At 58.8% G+C, this 25,480-nt stretch carries 21 protein-coding genes and 1 pseudogene; 12 read left to right on the top strand and 10 right to left on the bottom strand.

Features of this window, described 5'->3' with window-relative positions; all coding sequences use genetic code 11:
* Positions 1 to 144: 144 nt before the first annotated feature.
* Both HKK53_RS03160 and HKK53_RS03155 read right to left on the bottom strand, forming a co-directional pair.
* Positions 145 to 1,506: a hypothetical protein gene (locus HKK53_RS03160; protein ID WP_237150667.1), complete on the bottom strand. Its 1,362-nt coding sequence runs from the start codon at positions 1,504 to 1,506 to the stop codon at positions 145 to 147.
* A gap of 952 nt (positions 1,507 to 2,458) precedes the next feature.
* Complete coding sequence (locus HKK53_RS03155) at positions 2,459 to 3,313, bottom strand: hypothetical protein (protein WP_237150665.1); 855 nt, start codon at positions 3,311 to 3,313, stop codon at positions 2,459 to 2,461.
* A gap of 242 nt (positions 3,314 to 3,555) precedes the next feature.
* On the opposite strand from HKK53_RS03155, the gene HKK53_RS03150 reads away from it, so the two are divergent.
* From HKK53_RS03150 to HKK53_RS03130, 5 genes are all read left to right on the top strand, one after another.
* On the top strand, positions 3,556 to 4,581 hold the full coding sequence (locus HKK53_RS03150) for a LacI family DNA-binding transcriptional regulator (protein WP_169369375.1): 1,026 nt from the start codon (positions 3,556 to 3,558) through the stop codon (positions 4,579 to 4,581).
* 84 nt (positions 4,582 to 4,665) lie between these two features.
* The gene (locus tag HKK53_RS03145) at positions 4,666 to 5,448 is read left to right on the top strand and encodes a sugar phosphate isomerase/epimerase family protein (protein WP_169369373.1); all 783 of its coding nucleotides are present in this window, start codon (positions 4,666 to 4,668) and stop codon (positions 5,446 to 5,448) included.
* Positions 5,441 to 6,415 (top strand): sugar kinase, encoded by a 975-nt coding sequence (locus tag HKK53_RS03140; RefSeq protein WP_169369371.1) that lies wholly within the window; start codon positions 5,441 to 5,443, stop codon positions 6,413 to 6,415. Before HKK53_RS03145 ends, HKK53_RS03140 begins: the two co-directional genes overlap by 8 nt.
* 125 nt (positions 6,416 to 6,540) lie before the next feature.
* On the top strand, positions 6,541 to 7,839 hold the full coding sequence (locus tag HKK53_RS03135) for an MFS transporter (protein ID WP_169369369.1): 1,299 nt from the start codon (positions 6,541 to 6,543) through the stop codon (positions 7,837 to 7,839).
* Between the two features lie 21 nt (positions 7,840 to 7,860).
* Positions 7,861 to 8,838, top strand: a complete 978-nt coding sequence (locus tag HKK53_RS03130; RefSeq protein ID WP_169369367.1) for an NAD(P)-dependent oxidoreductase — start codon at positions 7,861 to 7,863, stop codon at positions 8,836 to 8,838.
* Positions 8,839 to 8,953: 115 nt separating this feature from the next.
* Here the strand turns inward: HKK53_RS03130 and HKK53_RS03125 are convergent, their stop codons facing one another.
* The 5 genes and pseudogenes from HKK53_RS03125 to HKK53_RS03110 form a co-directional block, all read right to left on the bottom strand.
* Positions 8,954 to 10,141: a pyridoxal phosphate-dependent aminotransferase gene (locus tag HKK53_RS03125; protein WP_169369365.1), complete on the bottom strand. Its 1,188-nt coding sequence runs from the start codon at positions 10,139 to 10,141 to the stop codon at positions 8,954 to 8,956.
* Between the two features lie 40 nt (positions 10,142 to 10,181).
* The gene (locus HKK53_RS32925) at positions 10,182 to 11,045 is read right to left on the bottom strand and encodes a methyl-accepting chemotaxis protein (protein WP_429515914.1); all 864 of its coding nucleotides are present in this window, start codon (positions 11,043 to 11,045) and stop codon (positions 10,182 to 10,184) included.
* Positions 11,040 to 11,807 (bottom strand): annotated as a pseudogene (locus HKK53_RS32920) (MCP four helix bundle domain-containing protein); the annotation flags it as partial. The pseudogene HKK53_RS32920 and the gene HKK53_RS32925, both read right to left, overlap by 6 nt.
* A gap of 371 nt (positions 11,808 to 12,178) precedes the next feature.
* A complete protein-coding gene (locus HKK53_RS03115; protein ID WP_169369361.1) occupies positions 12,179 to 13,321 on the bottom strand; it encodes a glycerate kinase in 1,143 nt (380 codons plus the stop codon).
* Between the two features lie 228 nt (positions 13,322 to 13,549).
* Positions 13,550 to 14,662 carry a sugar diacid recognition domain-containing protein gene (locus tag HKK53_RS03110; protein WP_133836458.1) on the bottom strand — a complete coding sequence of 371 codons (1,113 nt, stop codon included), beginning with the start codon at positions 14,660 to 14,662 and terminating at the stop codon, positions 13,550 to 13,552.
* Positions 14,663 to 14,832: 170 nt separating this feature from the next.
* Here HKK53_RS03110 and HKK53_RS03105 point away from each other — a divergent pair, with 170 nt between their 5' ends.
* The 3 genes from HKK53_RS03105 to rarD all read left to right on the top strand — a co-directional run bounded on the left by HKK53_RS03105 (position 14,833) and on the right by rarD (position 18,456).
* Complete coding sequence (locus tag HKK53_RS03105; protein WP_169369359.1) at positions 14,833 to 16,143, top strand: MFS transporter; 1,311 nt, start codon at positions 14,833 to 14,835, stop codon at positions 16,141 to 16,143.
* A gap of 194 nt (positions 16,144 to 16,337) precedes the next feature.
* Positions 16,338 to 17,351 (top strand): aldo/keto reductase, encoded by a 1,014-nt coding sequence (locus HKK53_RS03100; RefSeq protein ID WP_169369357.1) that lies wholly within the window; start codon positions 16,338 to 16,340, stop codon positions 17,349 to 17,351.
* Positions 17,352 to 17,568: 217 nt separating this feature from the next.
* A complete protein-coding gene (gene rarD / locus HKK53_RS03095; RefSeq protein WP_169369355.1) occupies positions 17,569 to 18,456 on the top strand; it encodes an EamA family transporter RarD in 888 nt (295 codons plus the stop codon).
* A gap of 147 nt (positions 18,457 to 18,603) precedes the next feature.
* Here rarD and hppD read toward each other — a convergent pair whose 3' ends face one another.
* Both hppD and HKK53_RS03085 read right to left on the bottom strand, forming a co-directional pair.
* Positions 18,604 to 19,680: a 4-hydroxyphenylpyruvate dioxygenase gene (gene hppD / locus HKK53_RS03090; RefSeq protein WP_169369353.1), complete on the bottom strand. Its 1,077-nt coding sequence runs from the start codon at positions 19,678 to 19,680 to the stop codon at positions 18,604 to 18,606.
* 252 nt (positions 19,681 to 19,932) lie between these two features.
* Complete coding sequence (locus HKK53_RS03085; protein ID WP_169369351.1) at positions 19,933 to 20,877, bottom strand: DMT family transporter; 945 nt, start codon at positions 20,875 to 20,877, stop codon at positions 19,933 to 19,935.
* 69 nt (positions 20,878 to 20,946) lie between these two features.
* Between HKK53_RS03085 and HKK53_RS03080 the strand changes: the two genes are divergently transcribed.
* The 3 genes from HKK53_RS03080 (at position 20,947) to HKK53_RS03070 (ending at position 24,002) form a co-directional block, all read left to right on the top strand.
* Positions 20,947 to 21,816: a LysR family transcriptional regulator gene (locus HKK53_RS03080; RefSeq protein WP_169369349.1), complete on the top strand. Its 870-nt coding sequence runs from the start codon at positions 20,947 to 20,949 to the stop codon at positions 21,814 to 21,816.
* 60 nt (positions 21,817 to 21,876) lie between these two features.
* Entirely contained in the window at positions 21,877 to 23,412 is a 1,536-nt protein-coding gene (locus HKK53_RS03075; RefSeq protein ID WP_169369347.1) for an EAL domain-containing protein, read from the top strand.
* Between the two features lie 224 nt (positions 23,413 to 23,636).
* Positions 23,637 to 24,002: a histone-like nucleoid-structuring protein, MvaT/MvaU family gene (locus HKK53_RS03070; RefSeq protein WP_123408041.1), complete on the top strand. Its 366-nt coding sequence runs from the start codon at positions 23,637 to 23,639 to the stop codon at positions 24,000 to 24,002.
* A gap of 218 nt (positions 24,003 to 24,220) precedes the next feature.
* Here HKK53_RS03070 and HKK53_RS03065 read toward each other — a convergent pair whose 3' ends face one another.
* The gene (locus HKK53_RS03065) at positions 24,221 to 24,745 is read right to left on the bottom strand and encodes a DUF4946 domain-containing protein (RefSeq protein WP_169369345.1); all 525 of its coding nucleotides are present in this window, start codon (positions 24,743 to 24,745) and stop codon (positions 24,221 to 24,223) included.
* A 144-nt stretch (positions 24,746 to 24,889) separates the two neighbouring features.
* Between HKK53_RS03065 and gloA the strand changes: the two genes are divergently transcribed.
* Positions 24,890 to 25,411 carry a lactoylglutathione lyase gene (gloA, locus tag HKK53_RS03060; protein WP_169369343.1) on the top strand — a complete coding sequence of 174 codons (522 nt, stop codon included), beginning with the start codon at positions 24,890 to 24,892 and terminating at the stop codon, positions 25,409 to 25,411.
* The last annotated feature ends 69 nt before the right edge of the window (positions 25,412 to 25,480 follow it).

The raw sequence follows: 25,480 nt of genomic DNA, 5'->3' as shown, positions 1-25,480 counted from the left end.
CTATGTAGGAATAATCCTGTTTTTCTCGGGATTTATTACCGACAACCATAAACAGCCACCCGTTTATTGCACACCCAAAAAAACTGCAGGGAGAGGTAGCCCCTCTCCCCGCAATCGCGCTCACGCGCCGTACTCCTCACTATGCTATGGGATCCATCCAGGTTCTGATTCGCAATACAGGAAGTCAGCATTAAGTAGATAAATGGTAAAGTCCTCCGGCAATGACCCCCCAAGAGGGATCGTGTACTGGACTTCTACATAGCCAAAATAATCGACTGCTGGATCAGGCGTGGCGGGAGGCGGTAAAGGAACATTCCGAATGACTGGATCATAAGGTCCAACATCAAAAAGCATCCCGGAAACTGTCTCAGCGGCCGTTATCCTCCTCGTAGCAGTGAACTCTGTATTGGCGGGAGCCGGGATCGTTTTGGCAGCATCGCGCCATCCGCGCCAGGTAAAGGTCACTTCTGTATCGGTCGGGAGATCCACACTTGGCGGGATACGGAATCGGGCCACTCGATTAGGAGCAATCAACGTATTACAAATGATGAAACCATCAGGCGTCCCAACATCCAGTGGGTCCCGGACAAGTTCCGGAACAGGAAGGTCAAGAGCCACCGTATTGACCGTTACCGTGGTTTCTGCAGCTTTCTGGCTATTAGTGCGATTGGGGTTCTCCACTACCCACCACATCTGTTTCAATCCCTGCCCCCCAGCGTCGACGATGTTCCAGGACAACAAGATTTCGATCGTTGTATTGATGTTCCCCACCGTCAAAGCTGCTGAGCCAACCACAACGTCACCACCATCACCAAAATAGTGCACGGTTACCTGGTCACCTGGCTCAGGGTCTGGCCATGTTCCAGGCGTTACAGGTGTGAGATCAATAACGACTCTGGCGGTTTGATTGATATCTTGCGGACCGAGTTGGTTATCTATCACTGGCGCCTGTCCGCGTACAATCAGCGGTTTCAGTTCAGGATTGACATCGGGCGGCGGATTGACCGGATCAATCGGATAAGGATTACCGGGCACTGAGTAGTCCGTATCAACAGTAACATCAGAGGTGCTGATGGACGAACCACCCCGCATCAAATCAGCCGTCACCGTGACCGGAACAACCCAATTCGTACCGCTTTGCTTATCAAGATATTCACTCGACAGTTTCGACCAGGGAATGGTAAATAGCAGAAAATTGGCAGTACCAAACAGCAAATCCTCAGCAGCTTCGTCGCCCCAGGCAAGACTGATTCCGTCAGTATTTAGCGAATTGGTCGGGCGGTTAACGCGTACTTGAATCCCTTGCGGGCTACGCACATCGTCCAGATCAATAACGTTGTCCGCAGGAGTGCTGGCCAAAAGGACGATAGGCGGGGCCAATATCGGCAGTGGCAGAAACAATACATCTCTGAAGTTCACCGAGTAGTTGCTGAAGTTACCCGCAACATCCGTTATACGGAACCACACCTGAAGCCTGCCAGTGGTAACACTGCGTATGGTGCTCATAGGGATCACTACTTCACCACCGACGGGCATGGCGGCGGCACTGCCGGAGGGTCGGTGCGAGTTCCGTCTGCATACAGCGTGAGTCGATCGTCTGGCTGCGGATTAGCGTAGGCAACGCCAGGCACCACCCTCAGCCCCGCGGCGTTGGCTGGTATCGATGCCCAGGCATCGTCCAGTCTTGTGCCGACGGGAGCGTTGGGAAATGTTACGGCTGGAGTGCCTTTGACGCCGGGTTGCGTCCCCGGAAGTGTCCCGGTCTGTGACGGCTTCGCCTGATAAGGTGCAGTGCGGTCGACAAAAAACTGCACTGTGGGAGATGTCAAGGCGTTTAAACCTCTTTCCCTGAGTTTGAGCCGTACCCAAATGGGAGTCGGGGTTGCTGGTGTAGCATTTTCTCCCAGATACCCGGCCGGTACTGTGATGTCAATTTCTGCTGGTCGCGCAGCCACTGGGCCAAACCGGACAATCGGCAGACGTGGCAAAAAATCCGAATCAACAGGAGGTGTTGAAGGCTGCGTGCGCGTTACCTGTACCTCGTATGTGTCGTTATCATTTGGAGTGACCCACGTCGTTGTCGCTATCCTGAGCACCAAATCCCGCCCAGGCGGAATGGCTGTCACTGGAATGATATTGCCCGCTGCCCCGCGACCGTCCGGCAATGTGGGTGTCGGTGCAACAAGAACCCCACCCCCCGACGCACCTACTTCACTATCTTGAACAATGGTCATTTTTGATTCTCCATAACGATGTGAACTTCAATAAAAAAAACAAGTCAGCGTAATGAACGAAGGGAATAGAACTAGCAATACCGCCACGTTCCAGACAACTAAACTTGCAGGACAGCAACAATAGATTCTTGAAAAACAACAAGCGACCACCCAAACAACCGATTGCTGGCTTGACAACTGCAATCAAGCATCTACCACAACAGACAGATAGATAATTACCTCATTCAGGGTGCGCTCTTGCAAAACCCTGACTCGCCGGGTATTTTCCGGTCAACTTTTACTATGCCTTTGAAGGAAGTTAGTTGCGGAACACCGTTGCGTACCAACGTATAAGTCGCATCCGCGGAATTGTTAGTCGTCATCGGTTCGATCCAGGTGTTGAACGGCAGTATGACTATACGAATGTTATTCCTGCCGCTGATATCTGCCGCAGTGATCTGCTGTAAAAAGGTTCCTGGAGGCGTCAAAGCCGGGCCGGAACCGTTTAAATTCGTCCAGCACTGCCAAACCAGTTGAATGACATCGTTTGCAAGAAAACGATCATCAAATGGAATCGATATCCGAATACCCTCCCAAACAAATAATGCATCCGGATCGGGAGGTTCTCTTACTACCTTGTTGCAGTTTATGTATCCATAGATGGTGGCATCGGGAAAAATGGGGGCTGCAAGTTCTTGCGGCGGGGGGGCGACCCGGAATGTCAAACGTCTTATAGGAGATGTTGTTGGATTCGGGGTGCGAACATTATAAAAAATCTCAAACGATGGTGTAACGGGTAACAAGGCTGCCGGAATCGGGATAAAGAACTCCGGCGCAACGTCGGCAGCGCGATAACTGCGCTGAGCGACGGCGTTTATAATGCCCACAATGTAAATATCCACGGTATGCACTTGGACGCCCGTCGGAAAGTTCGGCCACTGCGGAATGATTACAGTGATCCCGTTCAGTCTGGCATCGGCTGGCAAGGTTCCTGAAGGGTCCAGGGGATCGACACCCAGTACACGTGGTTGATCAAGCAAAATACCTGCATCGGAGGTACTCGCAGCAACGGGTTGCTCTGGGTCGCTATGCATAGACATTTAAGTAGCTCTTCATGTGAAATTTTGAACATTCCGCTTGAAGAAAATTTAGCGCTCGTACGCCAAATCTGGCTACTGTCAGATCTGACAGGTTTGTCGACCGTCTGTCTGGAAAGGCCTATATCCAGGCTCGACCTCCGCCGAAATATAGTTGACGCCAATGGAGTTATAGGTTTCCCTGAAACCGGTTTCAGTCACCATTGACGAAACATCGGACAACACGAATAACAAGGTCTATCGATGTGAACGATTTCTCCGCCGCCCAGCGCAGCCGCGTCACCATGCTCGACGTCGCCGAACACGCCGGCGTGTCCAAGGCCAGCGTCTCGCGCTTCATTGGCGATGACCGCGCCCTGCTCTCCGACGCCACTGCCCTGCGCATCGAACAAGCCATCAGTGAATTGGGCTACCGCCCGAACCAGATGGCCCGCGGCCTCAAACGCGGACGCACCCGCCTGATCGGCATGCTGGTGGCCGATATCCGTAACCCTTATTCGATTGCCGTGATGCATGGCGTGGAAACCGCTTGCCGCCAACACGGTTACAGCCTTGTGGTGTGCAATACCGATCGCGATGACGAGCAGGAACGTCAGCATTTGGCGCTGTTGCGTTCGTACAACATCGAAGGCTTGATCGTGAACACCCTGGGCCATCACCGCGATGAACTGCGCGAGTTGCATCGGGAAATGCCGCTGGTGCTGGTGGACCGCAAGGTCGAGCAGCTCGAAAGCGATTTGGTGGGCCTGGATAATCCGGCTGCTGTCGCCATGGCCCTCGCCCACCTGGAAGAGCGCGGCTATCGCGATGTGCTGTTGGTGACTGAACCGTTTGACGGCACCAGTTCGCGGATTGAACGGGTGAGCAGTTTCAAGGCGCAAATTGAGCAACGTTCGGCGCTGCAAGGTGCAGTGGTCGAAACCGGCGGCGAGCTGACTTCTCGTTTGAAAACCTTCCTCGATACACCTGGCCCTGGGCCGAAAGCGCTGTTCTGTGCCAACGGGATTGCCGCGCTGGCCAGCACCCATTCGTTGCGCGAACTGGGGTGCAATCTGTTTGAAGACATCGGCCTGATCGCCCTTGATGATCTGGATTGGTATCCGTTGGTGGGCAGCGGGATCACCGCCCTGGCCCAGCCGACGGCGGAGATTGGCGCGAGTGCGTTTGAGTGTTTGCTCAAGCGGTTGCGCGGGGATGTCGGGGCGGTGCGTACGGTGGATTTTGCGGCGCGGTTGATTGTACGTGGGTCGACCCGTGGGGTTTTGGGTTGACTGTGCTGGCGCCTTCGCGGGCACACCATACAAGCGGCCCTTTTTTTTGAACAAAAATGAAACCGGTTTCAGAGGTAAATAACAATGAATAAACCACCCGTTTCCATCAGCCTGTCGAGTTACGGCGCCGACCTGGTGCGCCAGCGCGGTCAAGGCAGTTTTGTCGACGTATTGGCCGCCGCCGGCGCTACACGCATCGAATGGCGTGAAGAGTTGTTGACGGTTGAGGACCCGGCACAACTGGCCGATGCCACTCAGGCTCAAGGTCTGGAAAGCGTCTACTCCTCACCCATGGAACTGTGGCTGGCCGGTCAATCCCGGCCCAACGCTGAACTGGCCAGGACCCTGCAACGGGCTCAGACCTTCGGCGCCAAGTGGCTGAAAGTCTCGCTCGGCTACTTCACCGACAACAACGATCTCCAGGCATTGGCCAGGCAACTGAGCCAGTGCCCGGTGCAACTGTTGGTCGAAAACGACCAGACCTTGCACGGCGGCCGCATTGAGCCGTTCCAGCGTTTCTTCAATGAAGTCGAGCAGCACAACTTGCCGATCAAAATGACCTTCGACATCGGCAACTGGCAATGGCAGGACCAGTCCGCCGCCAGCGCCGCGCGGTTGCTGGGTCGGCACGTTGGCTACGTACATTGCAAGGCGGTAGCGCGCCGCGCCGACGGCAAACTGGTGGCGATACCACCCGGCGCCGCCGACCTGCATCTGTGGGAACAACTGCTGCGGCACATGACCCAAGGCATCATGCGGGCGGCGGAATATCCGTTGCAGGGCGATGACCTGGTGCAACTGACCAGCGAACACGTGGCCACCCTCGCCCGCCTCGGTCAATCACGGTTGGAGAGCGCGCATGTCTGAGATCGATATTCTGTCGTTCGGCGAAACCATGGCGATGTTCGTCGCCGAGCAGAACGGTGACCTGGCCGAGGTCGGGCATTTTCATAAACGCATTGCCGGGGCCGACAACAACGTGGCCATTGGTTTATCGCGGTTGGGGTTCAACGTCGCCTGGCTGAGCCGGGTGGGTGCTGATTCCCTGGGTCGGTTTGTTATCGATACGCTGGAAAAAGAAGGCCTCGATTGCCGCCATGTCGAGCTCGATTCGGCCCACCCAACCGGTTTTCAACTCAAGTCGCGCACCGACGATGGCAGCGATCCGGTGGTCGAGTATTTCCGTCGAGGTTCAGCGGCCAGTCACTTGTCGGTGCAGTCGATCAAACCTGAGCTGTTGAGCGCCAGGCACTTGCACGCCACCGGCATTCCTCCGGCGCTCTCGGCAAGCGCCCGTGAGATGTCTTTCGAGTTGATGAGCCGCATGCGCAATGCCGGACGCAGCGTGTCCTTCGACCCGAACCTGCGCCCGAGCCTGTGGGCCAGCGAGCAACAGATGATCAGCGAGATCAACCGCCTCGCCGCCCTCGCCCACTGGGTGCTGCCGGGTTTGAGCGAGGGTCGCTTGCTCACCGGTTTTGAAGACCCGGCCGACATTGCGGCGTTTTACCTCGATCAAGGGGCGGAAGCGGTAGCGATCAAGCTTGGGCCCCACGGTGCGTATTACCGCACGCATCTGGATCAGGGTTTTGTGGCCGGCGTGCCGGTGGCAACCGTTGTCGACACCGTCGGCGCCGGCGACGGGTTTGCCGTCGGCATGATCAGCGCCCTGCTGGAAAACCACAGCTTTGCCGACGCCGTGCAGCGCGCCAACTGGATTGGCAGCCGGGCGGTGCAGAGTCGGGGGGATATGGAAGGATTGCCGACCCGAATGGAACTGCCGAGCCACATACCCGATCGTCCCCACGCTCCTGCGTGGGAATGCAGCCCGTGACGCTCTGCGTCACATGGGACGCGGAGCGTCCCTAGAGGCATTCCCACGCAGAGTGTGGGAACGATCAATGAAGATTTAGACCGTTACCTGCTGCGACAAAAACAACAAGCTCAGGAGCACCAAACATGAAAACCGCAACACTCGCCACCCGCCGCTGGTGGTACATCATGCCCATCGTCTTCATCACCTATAGCCTGGCGTACCTGGATCGCGCCAACTATGGGTTCGCCGCCGCCTCCGGGATGGCCGAAGACCTGATGATCACTCCGGGCCTGTCGTCGATGCTCGGGGCGCTGTTCTTCCTCGGCTACTTTTTCTTCCAGGTGCCAGGCGCGATCTATGCGCAGAAGCACAGCGTGAAGAAACTGATTTTCGTCAGCCTGATCCTTTGGGGCGGCCTCGCCACCCTGACCGGGATCGTCTCCAGCGCCTATTGGCTGATTGTCATCCGCTTCATGCTCGGCGTGGTTGAAGCCGCGGTGATGCCGGCGATGCTGGTCTACCTGTGCCACTGGTTCACCCGCGCCGAACGCTCGCGGGCCAATACCTTTCTGATCCTCGGCAACCCGGTGACCATGCTGTGGATGTCGGTGGTCTCGGGCTACCTGGTGCAGCATTTCAGCTGGCGCTGGATGTTCATCATCGAAGGCTTGCCGGCGGTGCTCTGGGCCTTTATCTGGTGGCGTTTGGCCGATGAACGTCCAGCCCAGGCCGAGTGGCTCAGCGACCAGGAAAAACAAGACCTGGAAAGCGCCCTGGCGGCCGAACAAGTCGGGATCAAAGCGGTGAAAAACTACGCCGAAGCCTTCCGCTCACCCAAAGTGATCGTGCTGGCCTTGCAGTTTTTCTGCTGGAGCATTGGCGTCTACGGTTTCGTGCTGTGGCTGCCATCGATCCTCAAGGCCGGTTTGCAGATGGACATGGTCGAAGCCGGCTGGCTCTCGGCGCTGCCGTACCTGGCGGCGGTGATCGGCATGCTCGCGGTGTCCTGGGGTTCGGACAAATTGCAGAAGCGCAAACGCTTCGTCTGGCCTCCACTGCTGATCGCCTCAATTGCGTTCTACGGTTCCTACGCCTTGGGCGCTGAACATTTCTGGTGGTCCTACACCTTGCTGGTGATCGCCGGGGCTTGCATGTATGCGCCTTACGGGCCGTTCTTTGCGATTGTCCCGGAAATCCTTCCGGCCAACGTTGCCGGTGGCGCCATGGCCCTGATCAACAGCATGGGCGCCCTCGGTTCGTTTGGCGGTTCTTATCTGGTCGGTTACCTGAATAGCACCACCGGTTCGCCCGGCGCTTCTTATCTGTTGATGAGCGGCGCATTGATGCTCTCGGTCGTGCTGACGATTTTCCTCAAGCCCGGTGCGAGTGACCGGGTCGTGGCCAAAGCCGTTGCGAAACGGCCGGTGCCTGCTCACCCTTGAATTGAAGTTGAGATGATGACGATGAAAAAGCAGGTCGTGCTGTACAAGAAACTCTCGCCGTTGCTGATGGCTCGCCTGCATGAGCAGACCGACGTGACCCTGATCGACAGCCTCGATGCCGAGGGTTTGGCCAAGTTGCGCGATGCCTTGCCCCGCGCTCAGGGTTTACTCGGCGCCAGTCTGAAACTGGACGCTGGCTTGCTCGACCTGGCGCCAAACCTGGAAGCGATTGCCAGCGTTTCGGTGGGCGTCGACAACTACGACATCGACTACCTGACCGAGCGCCGGATCCTGCTCAGCAACACCCCGGATGTGCTTACCGAAACCACCGCCGACACCGGTTTCGCGCTGATCCTGGCCTCCGCGCGGCGTGTGGTGGAACTGGCGAATATGGTTCGCGCCGGCCAGTGGAATCGTAACGTCGGCCCGGCGCAGTTCGGCACCGATGTGCATGGCAAGACCCTGGGCATCATCGGCATGGGGCGCATTGGTGAAGCGTTGGCCCAGCGTGGCCATTTCGGCTTTGGCATGCCGGTGATCTATCACAGCCACTCGCCGAAACCGGCGGTGGAACAGCGTTTCAATGCGCAATACCGCAGCCTGCCGCAGCTGTTGCAAGAGGCGGATTTCGTGTGCCTGACCTTGCCGCTGACCGCTGAAACCGAACGGTTGATCGGTGCCGAGCAATTTGCCTTGATGGGCCCGGAAACAATCTTCATCAACATTTCCCGGGGCAAAGTGGTGGACGAAGCGGCGCTGATCCAGGCCCTGCGTGAGGGACAGATTCGTGCGGCGGGGCTGGATGTGTTTGAGCGTGAGCCGCTGAATCACGATTCGCCGCTGATGCAGTTGAACAACGTGGTGGCGACGCCGCACATTGGCTCGGCGACCCATGAGACGCGGGAGGCGATGGCCAGGTGTGCGGTGGACAATCTGCTGATGGCGTTGGCGGGTGAGCGGCCGGTGAATCTGGTGAATGCCGGGGCCTGGAAGGCCTGAACGGTGATCGTTCCCACGCGACCCGTGGGAGTGCATCCCGTAATGCTCCGCGTCACATTCAAAAGCGGAACGCGGAGCGTCCCTGGCGGCATTCCCACGCAGAGCGTGGGAACGATCAGGCTCTACGCGCCTCCAGCAAATCCGCCGCACAAAGGGCTATCCGCCGACACGCATCCGCCAGTTTCACCTGATCCACCACCAAGCCAATCCGGATATGCCCCGCCGCACTCGGCCCGAAGGCTTCACCCGCCAACACCGAAACGCCATACCCTTCCAGCAACCGCTCGGCAAACCCCTGGGCACATAGCCCGGTCGGGCGTATGTCGACCATCACGAACATCCCGCCATCGGGCACGATCGGCCGGATACCCGGGCATGCGCTTAACCGTGCGCACACCAGGTCGCGTCGCTGGCGATACTCTTCGCGCATTTGCGCCACTTCCGGCAAATCTCCATCCAGCGCCACTTGTGCGGCTTTCTGCACGAAGTCCGGAATGCCAAACAGCATGCACAACGACAGGTGCATCAAGTGCTCGGCCAAGGGTTTGGGGCCGATGACCCAACCAACCCGCCAGCCGCTCATGGCGTGGGATTTGGACAGGCTATTAATGGTCGCGGTACGCTCGGCCATGCCGGGCAAACTGGCGGGGCTGACATGCTCGCCTTCGTACAGCAAGTCGCTGTAGACCTCATCGCTGATCAGCCATAAGTCGTGACGAACGCACAGCTGCGCCAGCTCTTGCCAGATCTTCAATGAAAGACTGGCGCCGGAAGGATTGTTCGGACTGTTGAGTAAAATGACCCGGGTTTTGGGCGTGATCAGCGCCGCGACATCGGCCGGGTCCACGCGAAAGCCGTTCTCCGGCCGCACCGCAACGGGCACCACTTTGGCCCCGCAGGCCCCGAAAACGCCTTCATAGGTGACGTACATCGGTTCGGCGACGATCACTTCATCGCCCGGATCGAGCAAGCATTGCGCCACCGAGTACACCGCACATTGCGCCCCCGGCAAGACAATCACATGCCCGGCATCCACCGCCTGACCACTGCGGCGCCGGTGACGGCTGGCGATGCTGTCGCGCAGCGCCCGAGTGCCGCGCACATCCGAGTAATGGGTGTCGCCGGCCAACAAACTGTCGATGGCGGCCTGGACGATCGGTCTGGGCGTGTCGAAATCCGGATCGCCCACGGTCAGCAGCAACACATCAACGCCCTGCTCTCGTAACTCCAGCGCTCGATCATGAATCTGCCAGGCTGCCGCTCCGTCACCGGCGATGCGTTGGGTCAGGGCTGAATAGCGCATGTACTTCTCCTATCGCGCGTGTTCCAGACTCAACCCTATCTCAAATTACAAAACGCGCCACCATCGCATTCAAATCCACCGCCAATCGCGACAGTTCATGAGTGGCGGCGCTGGTCTGGTTGGCACCGGCGGCGGACTGGGTGGCGAGATCGCGGATGTTGACCAGGTTGCGGTCGACTTCGCGGGACACCTGAGCCTGTTCTTCCGAGGCGCTGGCGATCACCAGGTTGCGTTCGTTGATCAGGTGGATCGATTGGGTGATCTGCTCCAGGGCAACGCCGGCGGCGCGGGCCATTTCCAGGGTGCTTTGGGTGCGCTGGTTGCTTTGCTGCATCGAGGACACCGCTTCACCGGTGCCGTTTTGAATGCCGGCGACCATTTTTTCGATTTCCTGGGTCGATTGCGCGGTGCGATGGGCCAATGCCCGAACTTCGTCCGCCACCACCGCAAAACCACGCCCGGCTTCACCGGCACGGGCGGCTTCGATGGCCGCGTTAAGCGCCAGCAGGTTGGTCTGTTCGGCGATGGCGCGGATCACGTCCAGCACCTTGCCGATGTCGCGACCTTGCGCGGCCAGGCCTTCGATCATCACCGAAGTGTTTTGTACGTCGTGGGTCATGGTCTGGATCGCGTCGACAGTTTCCACCACACGGTTGCGGCCCTCGCGAGCGGCCAGGGTCGATTGGTTCGAGGCTTCGGAGGTCGACACGGCGTTGCGCGCCACTTCTTCCACGGCTGCGGTCATTTCATTGACTGCGGTGGCCGCTTGTTCGATTTCGTTGTTCTGCTGTTGCAGACCGCGCGAGGCTTCTTCGGTGACGGTGCTCAGTTCTTCGGCGGCAGCGCCCAACTGGGTGGCGGAACCGGCGATCTGCTCAATGGTTTTGCGCAGGTTGTCCTGCATGGTGGACAAGGCGCCGAGCAAGCGGGCCGGTTCGTCCTTGCCATCGACTTCGATGGCTTTGGTCAGGTTGCCGCCGGCGATGGTTTCCGCTGCCTGCACCGCGCGGTTCAACGGTGTGACGATGCTGCGAGTCAACAACCAGGCCAGCAGCACAGTCATCAGCGCCGCCACCACTGACACGACGATGATGCCGTTCACGGCGGTGTTGTAGTTGTCTTCAGCAATAACCCCCGCGTTTTTGGCGCCGTCGATGTTGTACGCCACCAGTTTGTTGAGCTGTTCGCCCATCAGGTCGGTGCCTTCCTTGATCCGCGTGTTGATCAGGCTGCGCATCTCATCGACTTTGTTCTGGCGCGACAGGTCGAGCATTTCCCGCTGGGCCTGCATGTAATTGTCGAGGGTGGTGCTGAACACTTTGAACAGCGCCGCTTCCTCCGGGCCTGCCGGCAAGTTGGCATAAGCGGCCTGCGCCTTGCGGGCCTTATCGGTGAGCACGCCAATGCGGGTTTCGGCTTCCTGCAGGCTGGCCGGCTCGCGGTTGACCAGGATGCGGAACGAGAGAATGCGCATGCGCAGGATGTTTTCGGTGACATTGCCCAAGAAACTGACGCTGGGCAGTTGGGTACTGCCCATGTCAATCGAGGACTGGCGGATGATCGACATGCGATTGACCGCAAACACACCCAGCACGATCACCAGCAAGGCGATGAAGGCAAAACCGAGGAACGCTCGAGGCGCGATATTCAGATTACGCAGGGACATAGGATGATTCTCGGGTGGGTGAGCGTCGAAGCATCCGTGCCGTAATCACTTTCCGAGGGGCATGAAGGCCGGCCGGATAGCGTGGCGACACTGTTGTAATAGGTTTGTGCGCGCCTATTGGGGTTATCGGCCGGGCTTGAGGTTTTTTGCGGGGGGAGTGGAAATATATTTCAAGGGGTTAGGGGTGTTTCAACGGTGAAACACCACCTTAATGGTGCGAACTCAAGTTTCGTAGCAGCTGTCGAGCACCGCGAGGCAGCGTTCGGCGGCGAAGCCGTCGCAAAATCAGCCACCGCGGTGTTTCAGGCAGACCGTGATTGCAGGGTTTACGACGGCTTCGCCGCCGAACGCTGCTCGGCAGCTGCTACAGGTCAGGCGTTGCGAGCTGCAATGCGCCACACCCGCGCGATATCGCTCGCCCGCTCGCGCAACAATCTCGGTGCTTCGGCGCAAGCCTGCTCCAGCGTCATCGGCCCGCTCGCCAGGGCAAACGCGGCGTCGATGCCGTGCTCGTACAGTTCCTGATAACCCTCACCCAGGGTTCCGGCGATCACAATCACCGGCACACCCTGCTGCCGCGCAATCCGCGCCACGCCAAACGGCGTCTTGCCGCGCAGGGTCTGGGCATCGAAGCGGCCTTCACCGGTAATCACCAGGTCCGCGCCCTCCACCGCTTCGGCCAGGCCGACCAGTTCCGCGACCACTTCCACACCGGCCTGAAATTGCGCACCCAAAAACGCCTTGGCCGCGAACCCCAGGCCACCCGCCGCGCCGCTGCCCGGTTCATCGCGCACGTCTTTGTCCAATGCCTGCGCACACAGATCGGCAAAGTGCCCGAGCGCCTGATCCAACTGCTGGACTTGCGCCGCAGAGGCGCCTTTCTGCGGGCCGAAAATCGCTGAGGCGCCATGAGGGCCGCACAATGGATTGTTGACGTCGGCAGCGATGTCGAAGCGCACCGCGTTCAAGCGCGGATCGATGTCGCTCAGGTCAATGCGGGCCAGTTGCGCCAGCGCCAGGCCACCGGGCGCGAGGATTTGGCCTTGGGCGTCAAACAGTTTGACGCCCAAGGCCTGCATCGCCCCGGCGCCAGCGTCATTGGTGGCACTGCCGCCAATCGCCAGGATCACCCGTTGTGCCCCGGCATCCAGCGCGGCGCGGATCAGTTCGCCGGTGCCGAAGGTGCTGCTGATGCAGGCATCGCGCTGCCCCGTCGGCACCAGTTGCAAGCCGCTGGCCTCGGCCATTTCGATGATTGCGGTGTGATTGTGCGGCAGCCAGCCCCAGGCTGCGTCAACCGTTGTGCCCAACGGGCCGCGCACGGTGGTGCGGCGCAATTCGCCCGCGCACGCTGCCAGAATCGACTCGACCGTCCCTTCTCCGCCGTCAGCCATCGGGCACTTGACCAACTGCGCCTGCGGCCAGACCTCGGCCAATCCCAGCGCGATGGCATCGGCTACGCCTTGGGCACTCAGGCTGTCCTTGAACGAATCGGGGGCGATGACGATTTTCATGAGAATTCTCCGTTTTCAATGCATCCATGCTGCCAGTTGCCCGGAGTGATGACGCCTGTCCGCTGCACAAGCCCGGGTGGCGTTTATTGTTCATTTCTACAAAGTGGGCGTTGCAGATGCGGGACCGCTTTTGTAGGAGCTGGCGAAGCCTGCGATCTTTTGATCTTGTTCTTAAAAGTCAAAGTCAAAAGATCGCAGCCTTCGGCAGCTCCTACGGGACGGTGATCATTAATCAGTTTGCGGCAGAAGCTGCACACCCAGATAAAGCGCCAACATCCCATCCAGCCGCAACGGATCAACCCCGCTCAACTCGGCAATCCGCTCCATGCGATAGCGCAGACTATTACGATGAATGCCCAACGCATCCGCACACGCCTGGCTCTGCCCATCGTGGTCACACCAGCAACGCAGGGTCGCCAGCAATTGACCGTTGTTGTCCTTGGCGATGACTTTGCGCAGCGGCTTGAGCAACTCGTCCAGCGCATCGTCGTTGCGGTGCCGCCAGAGCATCACCGGCAGCCGATACCGGTTCAGCGTCAACAACCGCGAGCGCGGCAATACATCGCGTCCGTAGGCCAGCAAATCCCCGACCCGCCGATAACAGCGGCGCAAACCCGGCAATCCATCGGCCTGGCCGCCGACCGCGATGCGCAGAATGTTCCAGCCCAGGCCGTCGAGTTTTTCCAGCAACCGCTCATGCTCGATCGCCTGACTCGCCGGCCGGCACCACAGCAGCGACGACTTGGCGGAACTCACGCACCAACTGTCGGGGTAACGACTGATCAGCCAGGCGCTGAGGGCTTCGACGGTCTGCCCCGGCCCGTGCTCCAGGCCCAACTCGAACAGGTACGGCACCCGCGATAGCTGAGGTTTGAGTCCCAATTGCTGCGCCTCATCCACCAGCCGTGGCGAATCCCCGGCGTCGGTCAGCAGCAAGGCGAGCAAATCATCGCAACGTTGGCGCCGCCATTGCTGCTCAGCCTGCTGATTACGCTGGCCCACCAGCATTTCCGCAGTCATGCGCACCAGCTCGGCGTAGGTGCGCAATTGCTCGGGTTCGCCGGTGATGCCGAGCACGCCAATCAGCCGTTGATCGAGCAATAGCGGCAGGTTGATTCCCGGCTGCACGCCTTTGAGGTGAATCGCCGTTTGCGCATCGATCTCCACCACGCGCCCGTTGGCCAGTACCAGTTGCGCGCCTTCGTGGCGGGTGTTGATCCGCTCCGGCTCGCCGCTGCCGAGAATCAGCCCCTGGCTGTCCATGACGTTGACGTTGTACGGCAGGATGGCCATGGCCCGGTCGACGATGTCCTGGGCCAGGTCGTGATCGAGTTCAAACATTGGGCAGATCCTTGAAAGCGTGGTGGGACGGGTTGTTCACCCGCACAGGCCTTGTCGGCAAACCCTGTGCTCAGGCACAAAGACAACCACCCAAGCGGTGGCCGAGACTCACAGGGCGATCAACGTTACCCTTTGCATCGCAAAAAATCATAATAAAGAGAGAGCCCGCCATGTCACAGAGCGCAGCCGTTACCCAGACCATTGCAGACGACAAAAACGCTGTCTACAAACGCATTACCCTGCGTTTGATCCCCTTCATCTTCATCTGCTACCTGTTCAACTACCTCGACCGGGTGAACGTTGGATTCGCCAAGCTGCAGATGCTCGACGCCCTGAAATTCAGCGAAACCGTGTACGGCCTCGGCGCCGGGATCTTCTTTATCGGCTACGTATTGTGTGGCGTGCCGAGCAACCTGGCCCTGACCAAATTCGGCCCACGGCGCTGGATTGCGCTGATGATGATTGTCTGGGGTTCGCTTTCGACGTGCCTGCTGTTCGTCACCACGCCGACCGAGTTCTACACCTTGCGTCTGTTCACCGGCGCGGCCGAAGCCGGGTTTTTTCCGGGCGTAGTGCTCTATCTTTCGCAGTGGTTCCCGACCTTCCGCCGTGGTCGCATCATGGCGCTGTTCATGTCAGCGATCCCGGTGTCCGGCCTGCTCGGCAGCCCGTTCTCTGGCTGGATCCTTAACCACTTCGGCGCCGGCCAAGCGGGTTTGGCGGGCTGGCAGTGGATGTTTTTGTTGCAAGGGATTCCGACCGTGATCCTCGGCGCCCTCGCCTACTTTCTGCTCAGCGACAGTTATGCCAATGCCAAGTGGCTGACGCCGTTCGAGCGTGAAGTACTGGAAGCGGACCACGCTGAAGACTTGGCCAACAAGCCGAAAACTACCACTGATTCGCTGCTGGCAGTGTTCAAGAACCCGGCGATCTGGGCCTTTGGTTTGATCTATTTCTGCATCCAGAGCGGCGTTTATGCGATCAACTTCTGGTTGCCGTCGATTATCAAGAACCTGGGCTTCAGCGATAACCTGGTGATTGGCTGGTTGAGTGCGATTCCGTATCTGCTGGCGGCGGTGTTCATGTTGCTGGTCGGTCGTTCGGCGGACCTGCGCAAAGAGCGGCGCTGGCACTTGGTGGTGCCGATGTTGATGGGCGCTGTTGGCCTGTTGATCGCGGTGAACTTCGCCACCACGCCGGCGATTGCGATTCTGGGCCTGACCATTGCGACCATGGGCGCCCTCACCGGCCTGCCGATGTTCTGGCCGGTGCCGACTGCGCTGCTCAGTGCTGGTGCGGCGGCGGGCGGTTTGGCGTTGATCAACTCCATGGGTCAGATGGCCGGTTTCCTCAGTCCGTACCTGGTGGGTTGGGTCAAGGACAGCACCGGGTCGACCGATGCGGCGTTGTATCTGCTGGCGGGCGTGATTGTCGGTGGCAGCGTGCTGGCGCTGCGGATGACGCGAACGTTGAAGGTTTGATGATCGTTCCCACGCTCTGCGTGGGAATGCAGCCAGGGACGCTCCGCGTCCCAAAGCGGACACGGAGCGTCCATTGAGGCGTTCCCACGCAGAGCGTGGGAACGATCAGGCCCAAGTCGATATTCCGGTTGCTCCCGGCAACCGTTCTGGTATTTGATTGAAGCCTTTTCCTCACTGACAAAAGGATTTCGTTCATGAGCTATCGCACCCTCGGCCATTCCGGATTACAGGTGTCCACTCTGACCCTGGGCACCATGATGTTCGGCGAACAGACCAGCACCGAAGATTCCCTGCGGATCATCGACAAGGCCTGGGACCAGGGCATCAACTTCATCGACACCGCGGACGTCTACACCGGTGGCCGCTCCGAAGAGATCGTCGGTGAGGCGATCGCCGGCAACCGTCACGAATGGGTGTTGGCCACCAAAGTCGGTTTCGGCCCGGTGGACGGCGTGCCGAACCGCAGCGGCCTGAGCCGCAAGCACATTTTCAACGGCATCGACGCCAGCCTGACGCGCCTGGGCACCGATTATGTCGACATCTATTACCTGCACCGCGAAGACCACAACACGCCGCTGGAAGTGACGATTTCGGCCATCGGCGACCTGATCCGCCAAGGCAAGATCCGCAATTGGGGCCTGTCCAACTACCGTGGCTGGCGCATCGCCGAGGTCATTCGGGTGGCCGACAAGCTTGGCGTCGACCGGCCGGTGATCAGCCAGCCGCTGTACAACATCGTCAATCGCCAGGCTGAAACCGAACAGATCACCGCCGCCCACGCCTATGGCCTGGGCGTAGTGCCTTACAGCCCATTGGCCCGTGGCGTGCTCAGCGGCAAATACGCACCAGACGTCACGCCGGACGCCAACAGCCGCGCCGGGCGCCAGGACAAACGCATCCTCGAAACCGAATGGCGCGTCGAGTCGCTGCGCATTGCCCAGCAGATCCAGCAATACACACAGGGCCGTGGCGTCGGCATCGTCGAATTCGCCATCGCCTGGGTGCTGAACAACAGCGCCGTAACGTCGGCCATCGTCGGGCCGCGCACTGAGGAACAGTGGGATGCCTACACCAAGGCGCAAGCGGTGAAGATCACGGCGGAAGATGAGGCGTTTATCGACTCGCTGGTGACGCCGGGCCACTCCTCGACACCGGGCTTCAATGACGTGAGCCATTTCGTCCCGGGTCGTAACCCCCGCAACAACTGACTCGGACTGATCGTTCCCACGCGACCCGTGATCGTTCCCACGCTCAGCGTGGGAATGCCTCAATGGACGCTCTGCGTCCGATTTGGGACGCGGAGCGTCCCTGGCTGCATTCCCACGCTGAGCGTGGGAACGATCATCTGTGAACGATCTTCAATGTTCTACGCTAAAACCACGTATCCTCCGCCCCCCGTTTCACGTTCAACCCCGCGAGGACAGTTTGTCTAAAGGTATCGCTCTATCGGTCACAGCTTCGGTGCTGTTTGCCGTCATGTATTACTACACCTCGCTGCTCACGCCCCTGAGCGGCGTAGAAATCTTCGGCTGGCGGATGCTGCTGACAGTGCCTTGCATGTCGGTGTTCATGCTGGTGTCCGGTGAATGGCGGCGCTCGCTCGACATCCTCAAGCGCCTGGGCGGTAAACCCAAATTGTTCGCCGGCCTGGTCGTCTCGGCGACGCTGCTGGGTTTGCAGCTCTGGCTGTTCATGTGGGCGCCACTTAACGGCTACAGCCTCGATGTATCCCTGGGCTATTTTCTGTTGCCGCTGTCGATGGTGCTGACCGGGCGCATTGCCTATGGCGAGCGTTTGTCCTACCTGCAAAAGATCGCGGTGTTCTTCGCCTCCCTCGGCGTGCTCAACGAGTTGTATCAGGTGGGCGGTTTCTCCTGGGCGACGTTACTGGTGGTGGTCGGTTATCCCCTGTACTTCGTTTTGCGCAAATGGCTGGCGACCGACAACCTCGGCGGTTTGTGGCTGGACATGACCTTGATGCTGCCGGTGGCGTTCTGGTTCGTCTGGGGCGGAGAGCAAGGTTTCGCCGTGTTCGATCAATACCCGTGGCTGTCGCTGTTGATCCCGTTACTCGGGTTGATCAGTGCATCGGCGCTGGTGGTGTACATCATCGCCAGCCGCCTGTTGCCGTTCAGCCTGTTCGGCTTGCTGAGCTATGTCGAACCGGTGCTGTTGCTGGGTGTGGCGTTGCTGCTGGGGGAAAGCATCAAGCCGGGGGAATGGTTGACGTATATTCCGATCTGGTTGGCGGTGGTGGTGCTGGTGTTTGAAGGGTTCAAGCACCTGGTCCGGCAGCGCCGCAAGCCTATGTAAATGTATGAGCGAGGCTTGCCCGCGAAGCTTTTGGCACCCTCAAGGACGCCTTCGCGGGCAAGCCTCGCTCCTACAAGGGAATGTGTCAGCCAAAGAAAAGCCCGGCCAGCATTGCTGCTGACCGGGCTTTTTTACATCTGCGGTGGTTTAGTCCGTGGACAACACACCACGACGAACCTGATCACGCTCGATCGATTCGAACAACGCCTTGAAGTTACCCTCGCCGAAACCATCATCGCCTTTACGCTGGATGAATTCGAAGAACACCGGGCCCATCAGGGTTTCCGAGAAGATCTGCAGCAGCAGGCGGCGGTCGCCCGACTCGGACGAACCGTCCAGCAGGATCCCCCGCGATTGCAGTTGATCGACCGGTTCGCCGTGGTTCGGCAAACGGCCTTCGAGCATTTCGTAATAGGTTTCCGGCGGCGCGGTCATGAAGCGCATGCCGATTTTCTTCAGGCGATCCCAGGTGTCGATCAGGTTGTCGCTGAGGAACGCGACGTGCTGGATGCCTTCGCCGTTGAACTGCATCAGGAACTCTTCGATCTGCCCGGCGCCCTTGGACGATTCTTCGTTCAACGGGATACGGATCATGCCATCCGGCGCGGTCATGGCCTTGGAGGTCAGGCCGGTGTATTCGCCCTTGATGTCGAAGTAGCGGATTTCACGGAAGTTGAACAGCTTCTCGTAGAAGTTGGCCCAGTAGGCCATGCGTCCGCGATAGACGTTGTGGGTCAGGTGATCGATGATCTTCAGGCCCGCCCCTTCCGGATTGCGGTCAACGCCTTCGATGAACACGAAGTCGATGTCGTAGATCGAGCTGCCTTCGCCAAAACGGTCGATCAGGTACAGCGGCGCGCCGCCGATGCCTTTGATCGCGGGCAGGTTCAGCTCCATCGGGCCGGTTTCGATATGAATCGGCTGCGCGCCGAGTTCCAGGGCACGGGCAAACGCCTGTTGCGCGTTCTTGACGCGAAACGCCATGCCGCACACCGACGGACCGTGCTCGGCCGCGAAGTACGAAGCGACGCTATGGGGTTCGTTGTTGAGGATCAGGTTGATCTGGCCCTGGCGATACAGGTGCACATCTTTGGAACGGTGGGTCGCGACCTTGGTGAAGCCCATGATCTCGAAGATCGGCTCCAGGGTGTTCGGGGTCGGCGATGCGAACTCAATGAATTCAAAGCCCATCAGGCCCATTGGGTTTTCGTATAAATCTGCCATGGTTGGCGCCTCATCATCATTCTTAGAATTAACGGATCGTTAGTTGCTAGCAATGCTGACGCTGACGGGTGGCGCGCAGGAGATGCCCCGAACGCTGCGGGCGAGGAAGTCACCGTAGATCAGTTGAAACCCAAAACTCTTCATTATCGACCCAAGGCTCTTGCGGGCGAGGCTTCTGGTGTCAGAAGGCGTTTATTATTGTATGCGTAACCCGATTCTACACAGCGTAAAACGGTTTGTCCGCCTTCTGTATCAAATCCCCTTTTTCCCAGGCGGCGCAAGCGGTTTGTTGCACAGGTAAATCCCCGCCAGGATCAGCCCGCCACCCAGGCACATGGCCAGCGTCAACTGCTCGCCCAGCAGGAGCGCACCGAGGATCACGGCGGTCAATGGATTCAAGGCAATGAACACGCCGGAACGGGTCGCGCCGATTTTACGAATGCCGTCGTAATAGCCTATGTAGGCCAGCGCCGAGCCGAGTACACCCAAGTACATCAGGCTCAGCCATTGTTGCGGACCCAGGTTGAGGAGCGCCTCGACACTCAACTCGCCGCGCACAGCGCTGGTGAGCCAAAGCATCGCCGTGCCCAGCAGAATCGAATACGTCACCGTCTGCACCGGCCCCAGCGTTTGATTCAGGCCCTTGGAGAACAGCGAATAAACACCCCAGCTCAGCACGCAGCCGAAGATCAGCAGATCGCCGATCCACGCATCGGCATTGGCCGCGAGCAATTGTGGGTTGCGATTGACAATCACCAGCCCTGCCCCGGCGATACAGATCGCGATCCCCGCCACTTTCGCCCGGCTCAAGCGCTCCTTGAACAGCAGCCAGGATGCCAGGCCAATCACCGCCGGATTCAACGCCACAATCAGCGACGCCCGGGACGCGTTGATGTAATGCAGCCCGTAAAAGAAGCACAGGTTATAGAAGAAGATCCCGAAGAACCCCAATAACGCCAACTGCAGCCATTGCCTGAGGCTGGGGCGCACCAGCGGCACGCGGGCCAGCAGCACAAACAGCAGCAACGCCACGCTGGCCAGTAAAAACCGCAGGCTCGCGGCAAACAACGGGCTGAGGCTGTCGGTCAAAAACCGGCCCGCCACGAAAGTCCCGCCCCAGACCATCGTTACCGCCGCCAGCTTCAGATATACCGGCATATCCGACGGTTTCGTCAGGTTTGGTTCATAGCTAGTCATAGGTCACCCGAAGAACAGATGCCGTATGATCCGGCTAATATCTGATCATCGTAAAATGAGTAAACACTCATGACCCTGACCCAACTGGAAATCTTCTCCCTCGTCGCCGAACTGCACGGTTTCACCGCCGCCGCCAATCGCCTGGGAATCTCGCAATCGGCGGTGTCCCATGCGCTCAAGGCGCTGGAGCAAGAACTGGGTGTCGAGTTGCTGCGTCGGCATCAGTCCCAGGTCGAACTCAGCGATATCGGCCAGCAACTGTTGCTGCGCGCCCGGGCAATGCTCGGGTTAGCCAACACCCTGCGCCAGGAAGCCGCCGATGCCCGTGGAATGAAACGCGGCACGCTGCGCATCGGCTCATTCGGCCCGACGTCATCGATCAAGTTGCTGCCAAAGATTCTGGAAAACTACCGCGCGGCTCATCCCGGCATTGAAGTGCATATTGACGAAGGCCCTGACCGTCAGGTGATTCAGTGGTTGGAAGAGCGGCGCATCGATGTGGGTTTTGTGGTGCTGCCCGAGGAGCGTTTCGACACGTTTGCGCTGATCGAGGACCAGATGGTGGCGTTGCTGCCCGCCAATCATCCGCTGACGGCGCACGCGAGCTTGAGTTTGAACGACTTGTGCCAGGACCCTTTCGTGCTGACCGAGGCCGGTTCTTCGGAGCTGGTGTCCCGGCTGTTCAACGCCGCGAGGCTGACGCCAAACATTCGCTTTCGCTGCTCGCAACTGCTCAGCACCCTCGACACCGTGGGCCGTGGCGATGCGCTGACGGTCGTTGCCGAAAGCTCATTGCCGGAAGACGACGACCGCCGCTACGTGAAACGGCCGCTGTCACCCGCGGTCAAGCGCCAGGTCGGGTTGGCGGTGCTGGATCAGCGTCAATCTTCGCCGGCGACACTGGCCTTTATCCAACTGGCCTCGGGCCTGAGCTATTGATGACGGCATAAGCGCGAACGGCCATCTATTCTCCTAATTTCATCGCCACAGGTTTCGCCAATGCCACTGACCGTCAAATCCCGCCGCAAGCGCAGCACCCGGATTGCTGTGACCATTTTGAGCGGGGTGCTCCCGGTTCTGCTGGGCTTCGCCATCCTATATATGCAAGCCGGACGCGCGCTGAAACAAAGTACCGAACAAACCGCCGACGAAGCTTTGCGCCAATTCAACCTGATGCTCGACAACACCGCTGAGGCGGCGCGGGTGTTGCTGCCACTGGCGGGCGATAGTTGCATCGACGCCAAACTGGCGTTGCGCGAACAGGTGACGCGCCGGCCGTTCGTGCGTTCGACCAATCTGGTGTGGGACAACAACCTCTATTGCAGTTCGTTGTTCGGCGACTATCAGGAAAAGGTCAACCCCGGCGACTACACCCAAGGCCAGTTGTGGTTGATGAGTGGCAACCCTGTGACGCCCAACACCGCGTTGTTGGTCTATCGCCTCAGTGATGAAAAAAAGGGTGCGCTGACCACCCTCGACGGCTACCACTTGAGCAATGTGCTGCGGCTGATCGGCCGCCAGACTTCGTTGTTGCTGCAGGTAGGCAATCACTGGTTGTCCGCCGACGGCAAGGTCCAGGACGGTGCCCTGCCCGTCTTGCCGGTGGCGCAAAGTGTGCGGGTTTCCGAGCACTATGCGTTTACCGTGGCCGCCGGTTTTCCCGAGGGTGAAACCTGGCGCTACATGAGCAGCGAGTACCCGCCGCTGTTCAGCCTGCTGATCTTCTTTGGCGTGGTGTCGGGCTCGATCGGGCATGTCCTGCAAAAGCGTGCTTCGTCGCCCAGCGTTGAACTGCAGCGCGCGCTGGAGGCCGGTGAGTTCATTCCGTATTTTCAACCGGTGGTGCATGGCGACACTAAAAAATGGAGCGGCGCCGAGGTGCTGATGCGCTGGAATCATCCCAAGGAAGGTTTGGTGCGGCCGGATCTGTTTATCCCGTTTGCCGAACACTCGGGGCTGATCGTGCCGATGACCCGTTCCTTGATGCAGCAGACTGCCGCGCTGCTGGCACCGCTATCGACCTCGTTCGACCGCCCGTTTCATATCGGTGTCAACATCACCGCCAGCCATTGCCAGGACCTGGAACTGGTGGAGGATTGCCGAACGTTTCTCAGCGCTTTTGCGCCGGGCAGCGTCAGCCTGGTGCTGGAGTTGACGGAGCGCGAACTGATCGAACCGACGGCCCTGACTCATCAGCTATTCGAGCAACTGCACGGCTTGGGCGTGATGATTGCGATCGATGATTTCGGCACCGGCCATTCAAGCCTGGGGTACTTGCGCCAGTTCAACGTGGACTTCCTGAAAATCGATCAAAGCTTCATCGCCATGATCGGTGCCGATGCGCTTTCCCGGCATATTCTGGACAGCATCATCGAACTCTCGGCCAAGCTGGACCTGGGAATTGTTGCCGAAGGTGTGGAAACCCAAGAGCAAAGCGATTACCTGACGGCGCACAACGTAAACTTCCTGCAAGGCTACCTGTTCGGTCGACCCATGCCCGGTGCGGACTTCATTAATGCATTAAGTCACCATTAACTGGCTGGGTAAATAACGAAACGTTGCACCAAATTGCATCAAAAGACTGCTGTTGTTACATGAAGAAAAAGACATGATTTACTCTTGGGCCATTAACTACTACAATTTTTCATGCCTGCGCAAGATTGGCAGGCGAGCCATTATCACCGAGTCGCTTCAAGGCTCTTGGCTTATAGCTTTGTTTGCGGTTGGTATCAGCCAAACACACTATTGGAGTAAAGATATTGTCCAGACTCGCTGAATTTCGTGCAGCTGAAAAGGCTCTTCAAGAACAGCTCAAGCAGCTCGAATCCTTGAAGAACGATGCCGGGCTCAAGAAAGAAATCGAATTCGAAGAAAAGCTCCAGGGGCTGATGAAAACCTACGGCAAAAGCCTGCGCGACATCATCGCCATTCTCGATCCGAACCCGGCTAAATCGGGCCTGCAACAGGCAGCAGCGCCTAAAACCCGACGTGCCCGCGTCGTCAAGGTCTATCACAACCCGCACACCGGTGAACTGATTGAAACCAAGGGCGGCAACCACCGCGGCCTGAAAGCCTGGAAAGAACAGTACGGTGCCGCCACCGTCGATTCCTGGTTGCGTGGCTAACCCTTCGCGGCAACAAAGAAAAGCCCTGCTAATGCAGGGCTTTTTTATGGACAATATCTAACAAATGCAACGATAGTCGCCCATCAAGTTGGAAACGCCTAGTAACGGGGACAGCCACCTCCGCCGGTGCTCGATACTTGCCGGCAAACTTTGTGTTTAATCCCTTTGGGCATGTAAAAGCCGGACCTGCCAAAACCCGTTGCCGCTCAATTCTTCATCTAAAGTTTCAAGCTGTTGCGGGCAGCCGCTATTTCGTCCTGACTTGCCTTATAAACCTCAGCCTGCCCCGCGTAGGAAAGAACATAGGCCCTGTCCGCTTCCACAGCCGCGACCAATGTTTGAGACAGCACATGTCGACCGTTCTGAGTGACCGTACAAGTGGTTTCAAGCGCTGACAGTCGGCTCAACATCGTGGGGTGAATCCGGTTACAGACACTTTGATACCCGCCCTGGAAAAAGTCCTTTTGCAACGACTTGCGCATTTCCAGCAACACACCCTGCAAGTTCACCTGGTGGTCGCTTTCCACCGGGGTCATCGTCAGTTCCATCACCAGCACCTGATTGCCATCGGCGTCGTTTTTTACTGCGCGCTGGCGGGACACCTGCGGCGTGGCGTCATTTGGCGTAATGACTTCCACCTCCCAGCCACTGGGCCAGGTAATGCTCGGGGTGTCGGCCTGCGACGCCGTGGCCAGCGCCAACAAACCCATGAAAACGAATAGCGATGCAAACGGTCGGATCATTACGAGAGGTACTCACAGATTGAGCCACAAAGTCTGAGCCTCACCCGCCCGACAGGCAATAGCCGGGCGTTTTGGTTTGGCGATGCCGGGCCGCTTGCGTATCATTGCGACCATCGCCAGCCCCACTTATTTTCCGGAGGGCCCATGAGCCTGCACGAATTGAACACCTTCCCCGGCGTCACCGCCCAACCTGATACCGCTACCCAGAAGTTCGTCTTCAACCACACCATGTTGCGGGTCAAGGACATCACCAAATCCCTGGATTTCTACACACGCATCCTCGGTTTCTCGCTGGTTGAAAAGCGCGACTTCCCGGAAGCCGAGTTCAGCCTGTACTTCCTCGCACTGGTCGATAAAAACCAGATCCCGGCCGATGCGGCGGCACGTACCGAGTGGATGAAGTCGATCCCCGGCATTCTGGAACTGACCCACAACCACGGCACCGAGAACGATCCGGAATTTGCTTACCACAACGGTAACACCGACCCGCGTGGCTTCGGTCATATCTGCATTTCGGTGCCGGACATCCGCGCCGCGTGTGAGCGTTTCGAAGCGCTGGGCTGTGATTTCCAGAAGCGCTTGAACGATGGCTGCATGAAGAGCCTGGCGTTTATCAAGGACCCGGATGCTTACTGGGTCGAGATCATTCAGCCGGCGCCGATGTAAAAATACACCACCGCCGATCGTTCCCACGCTCTGCGTGGTAACGATCAGCGGCGTAGGAACGATCAGCAT

Source organism: Pseudomonas sp. ADAK7, assembly GCF_012935675.1.
Lineage (GTDB): Bacteria > Pseudomonadota > Gammaproteobacteria > Pseudomonadales > Pseudomonadaceae > Aquipseudomonas.
This window is presented reverse-complemented; position numbering and strand designations above follow the sequence as displayed.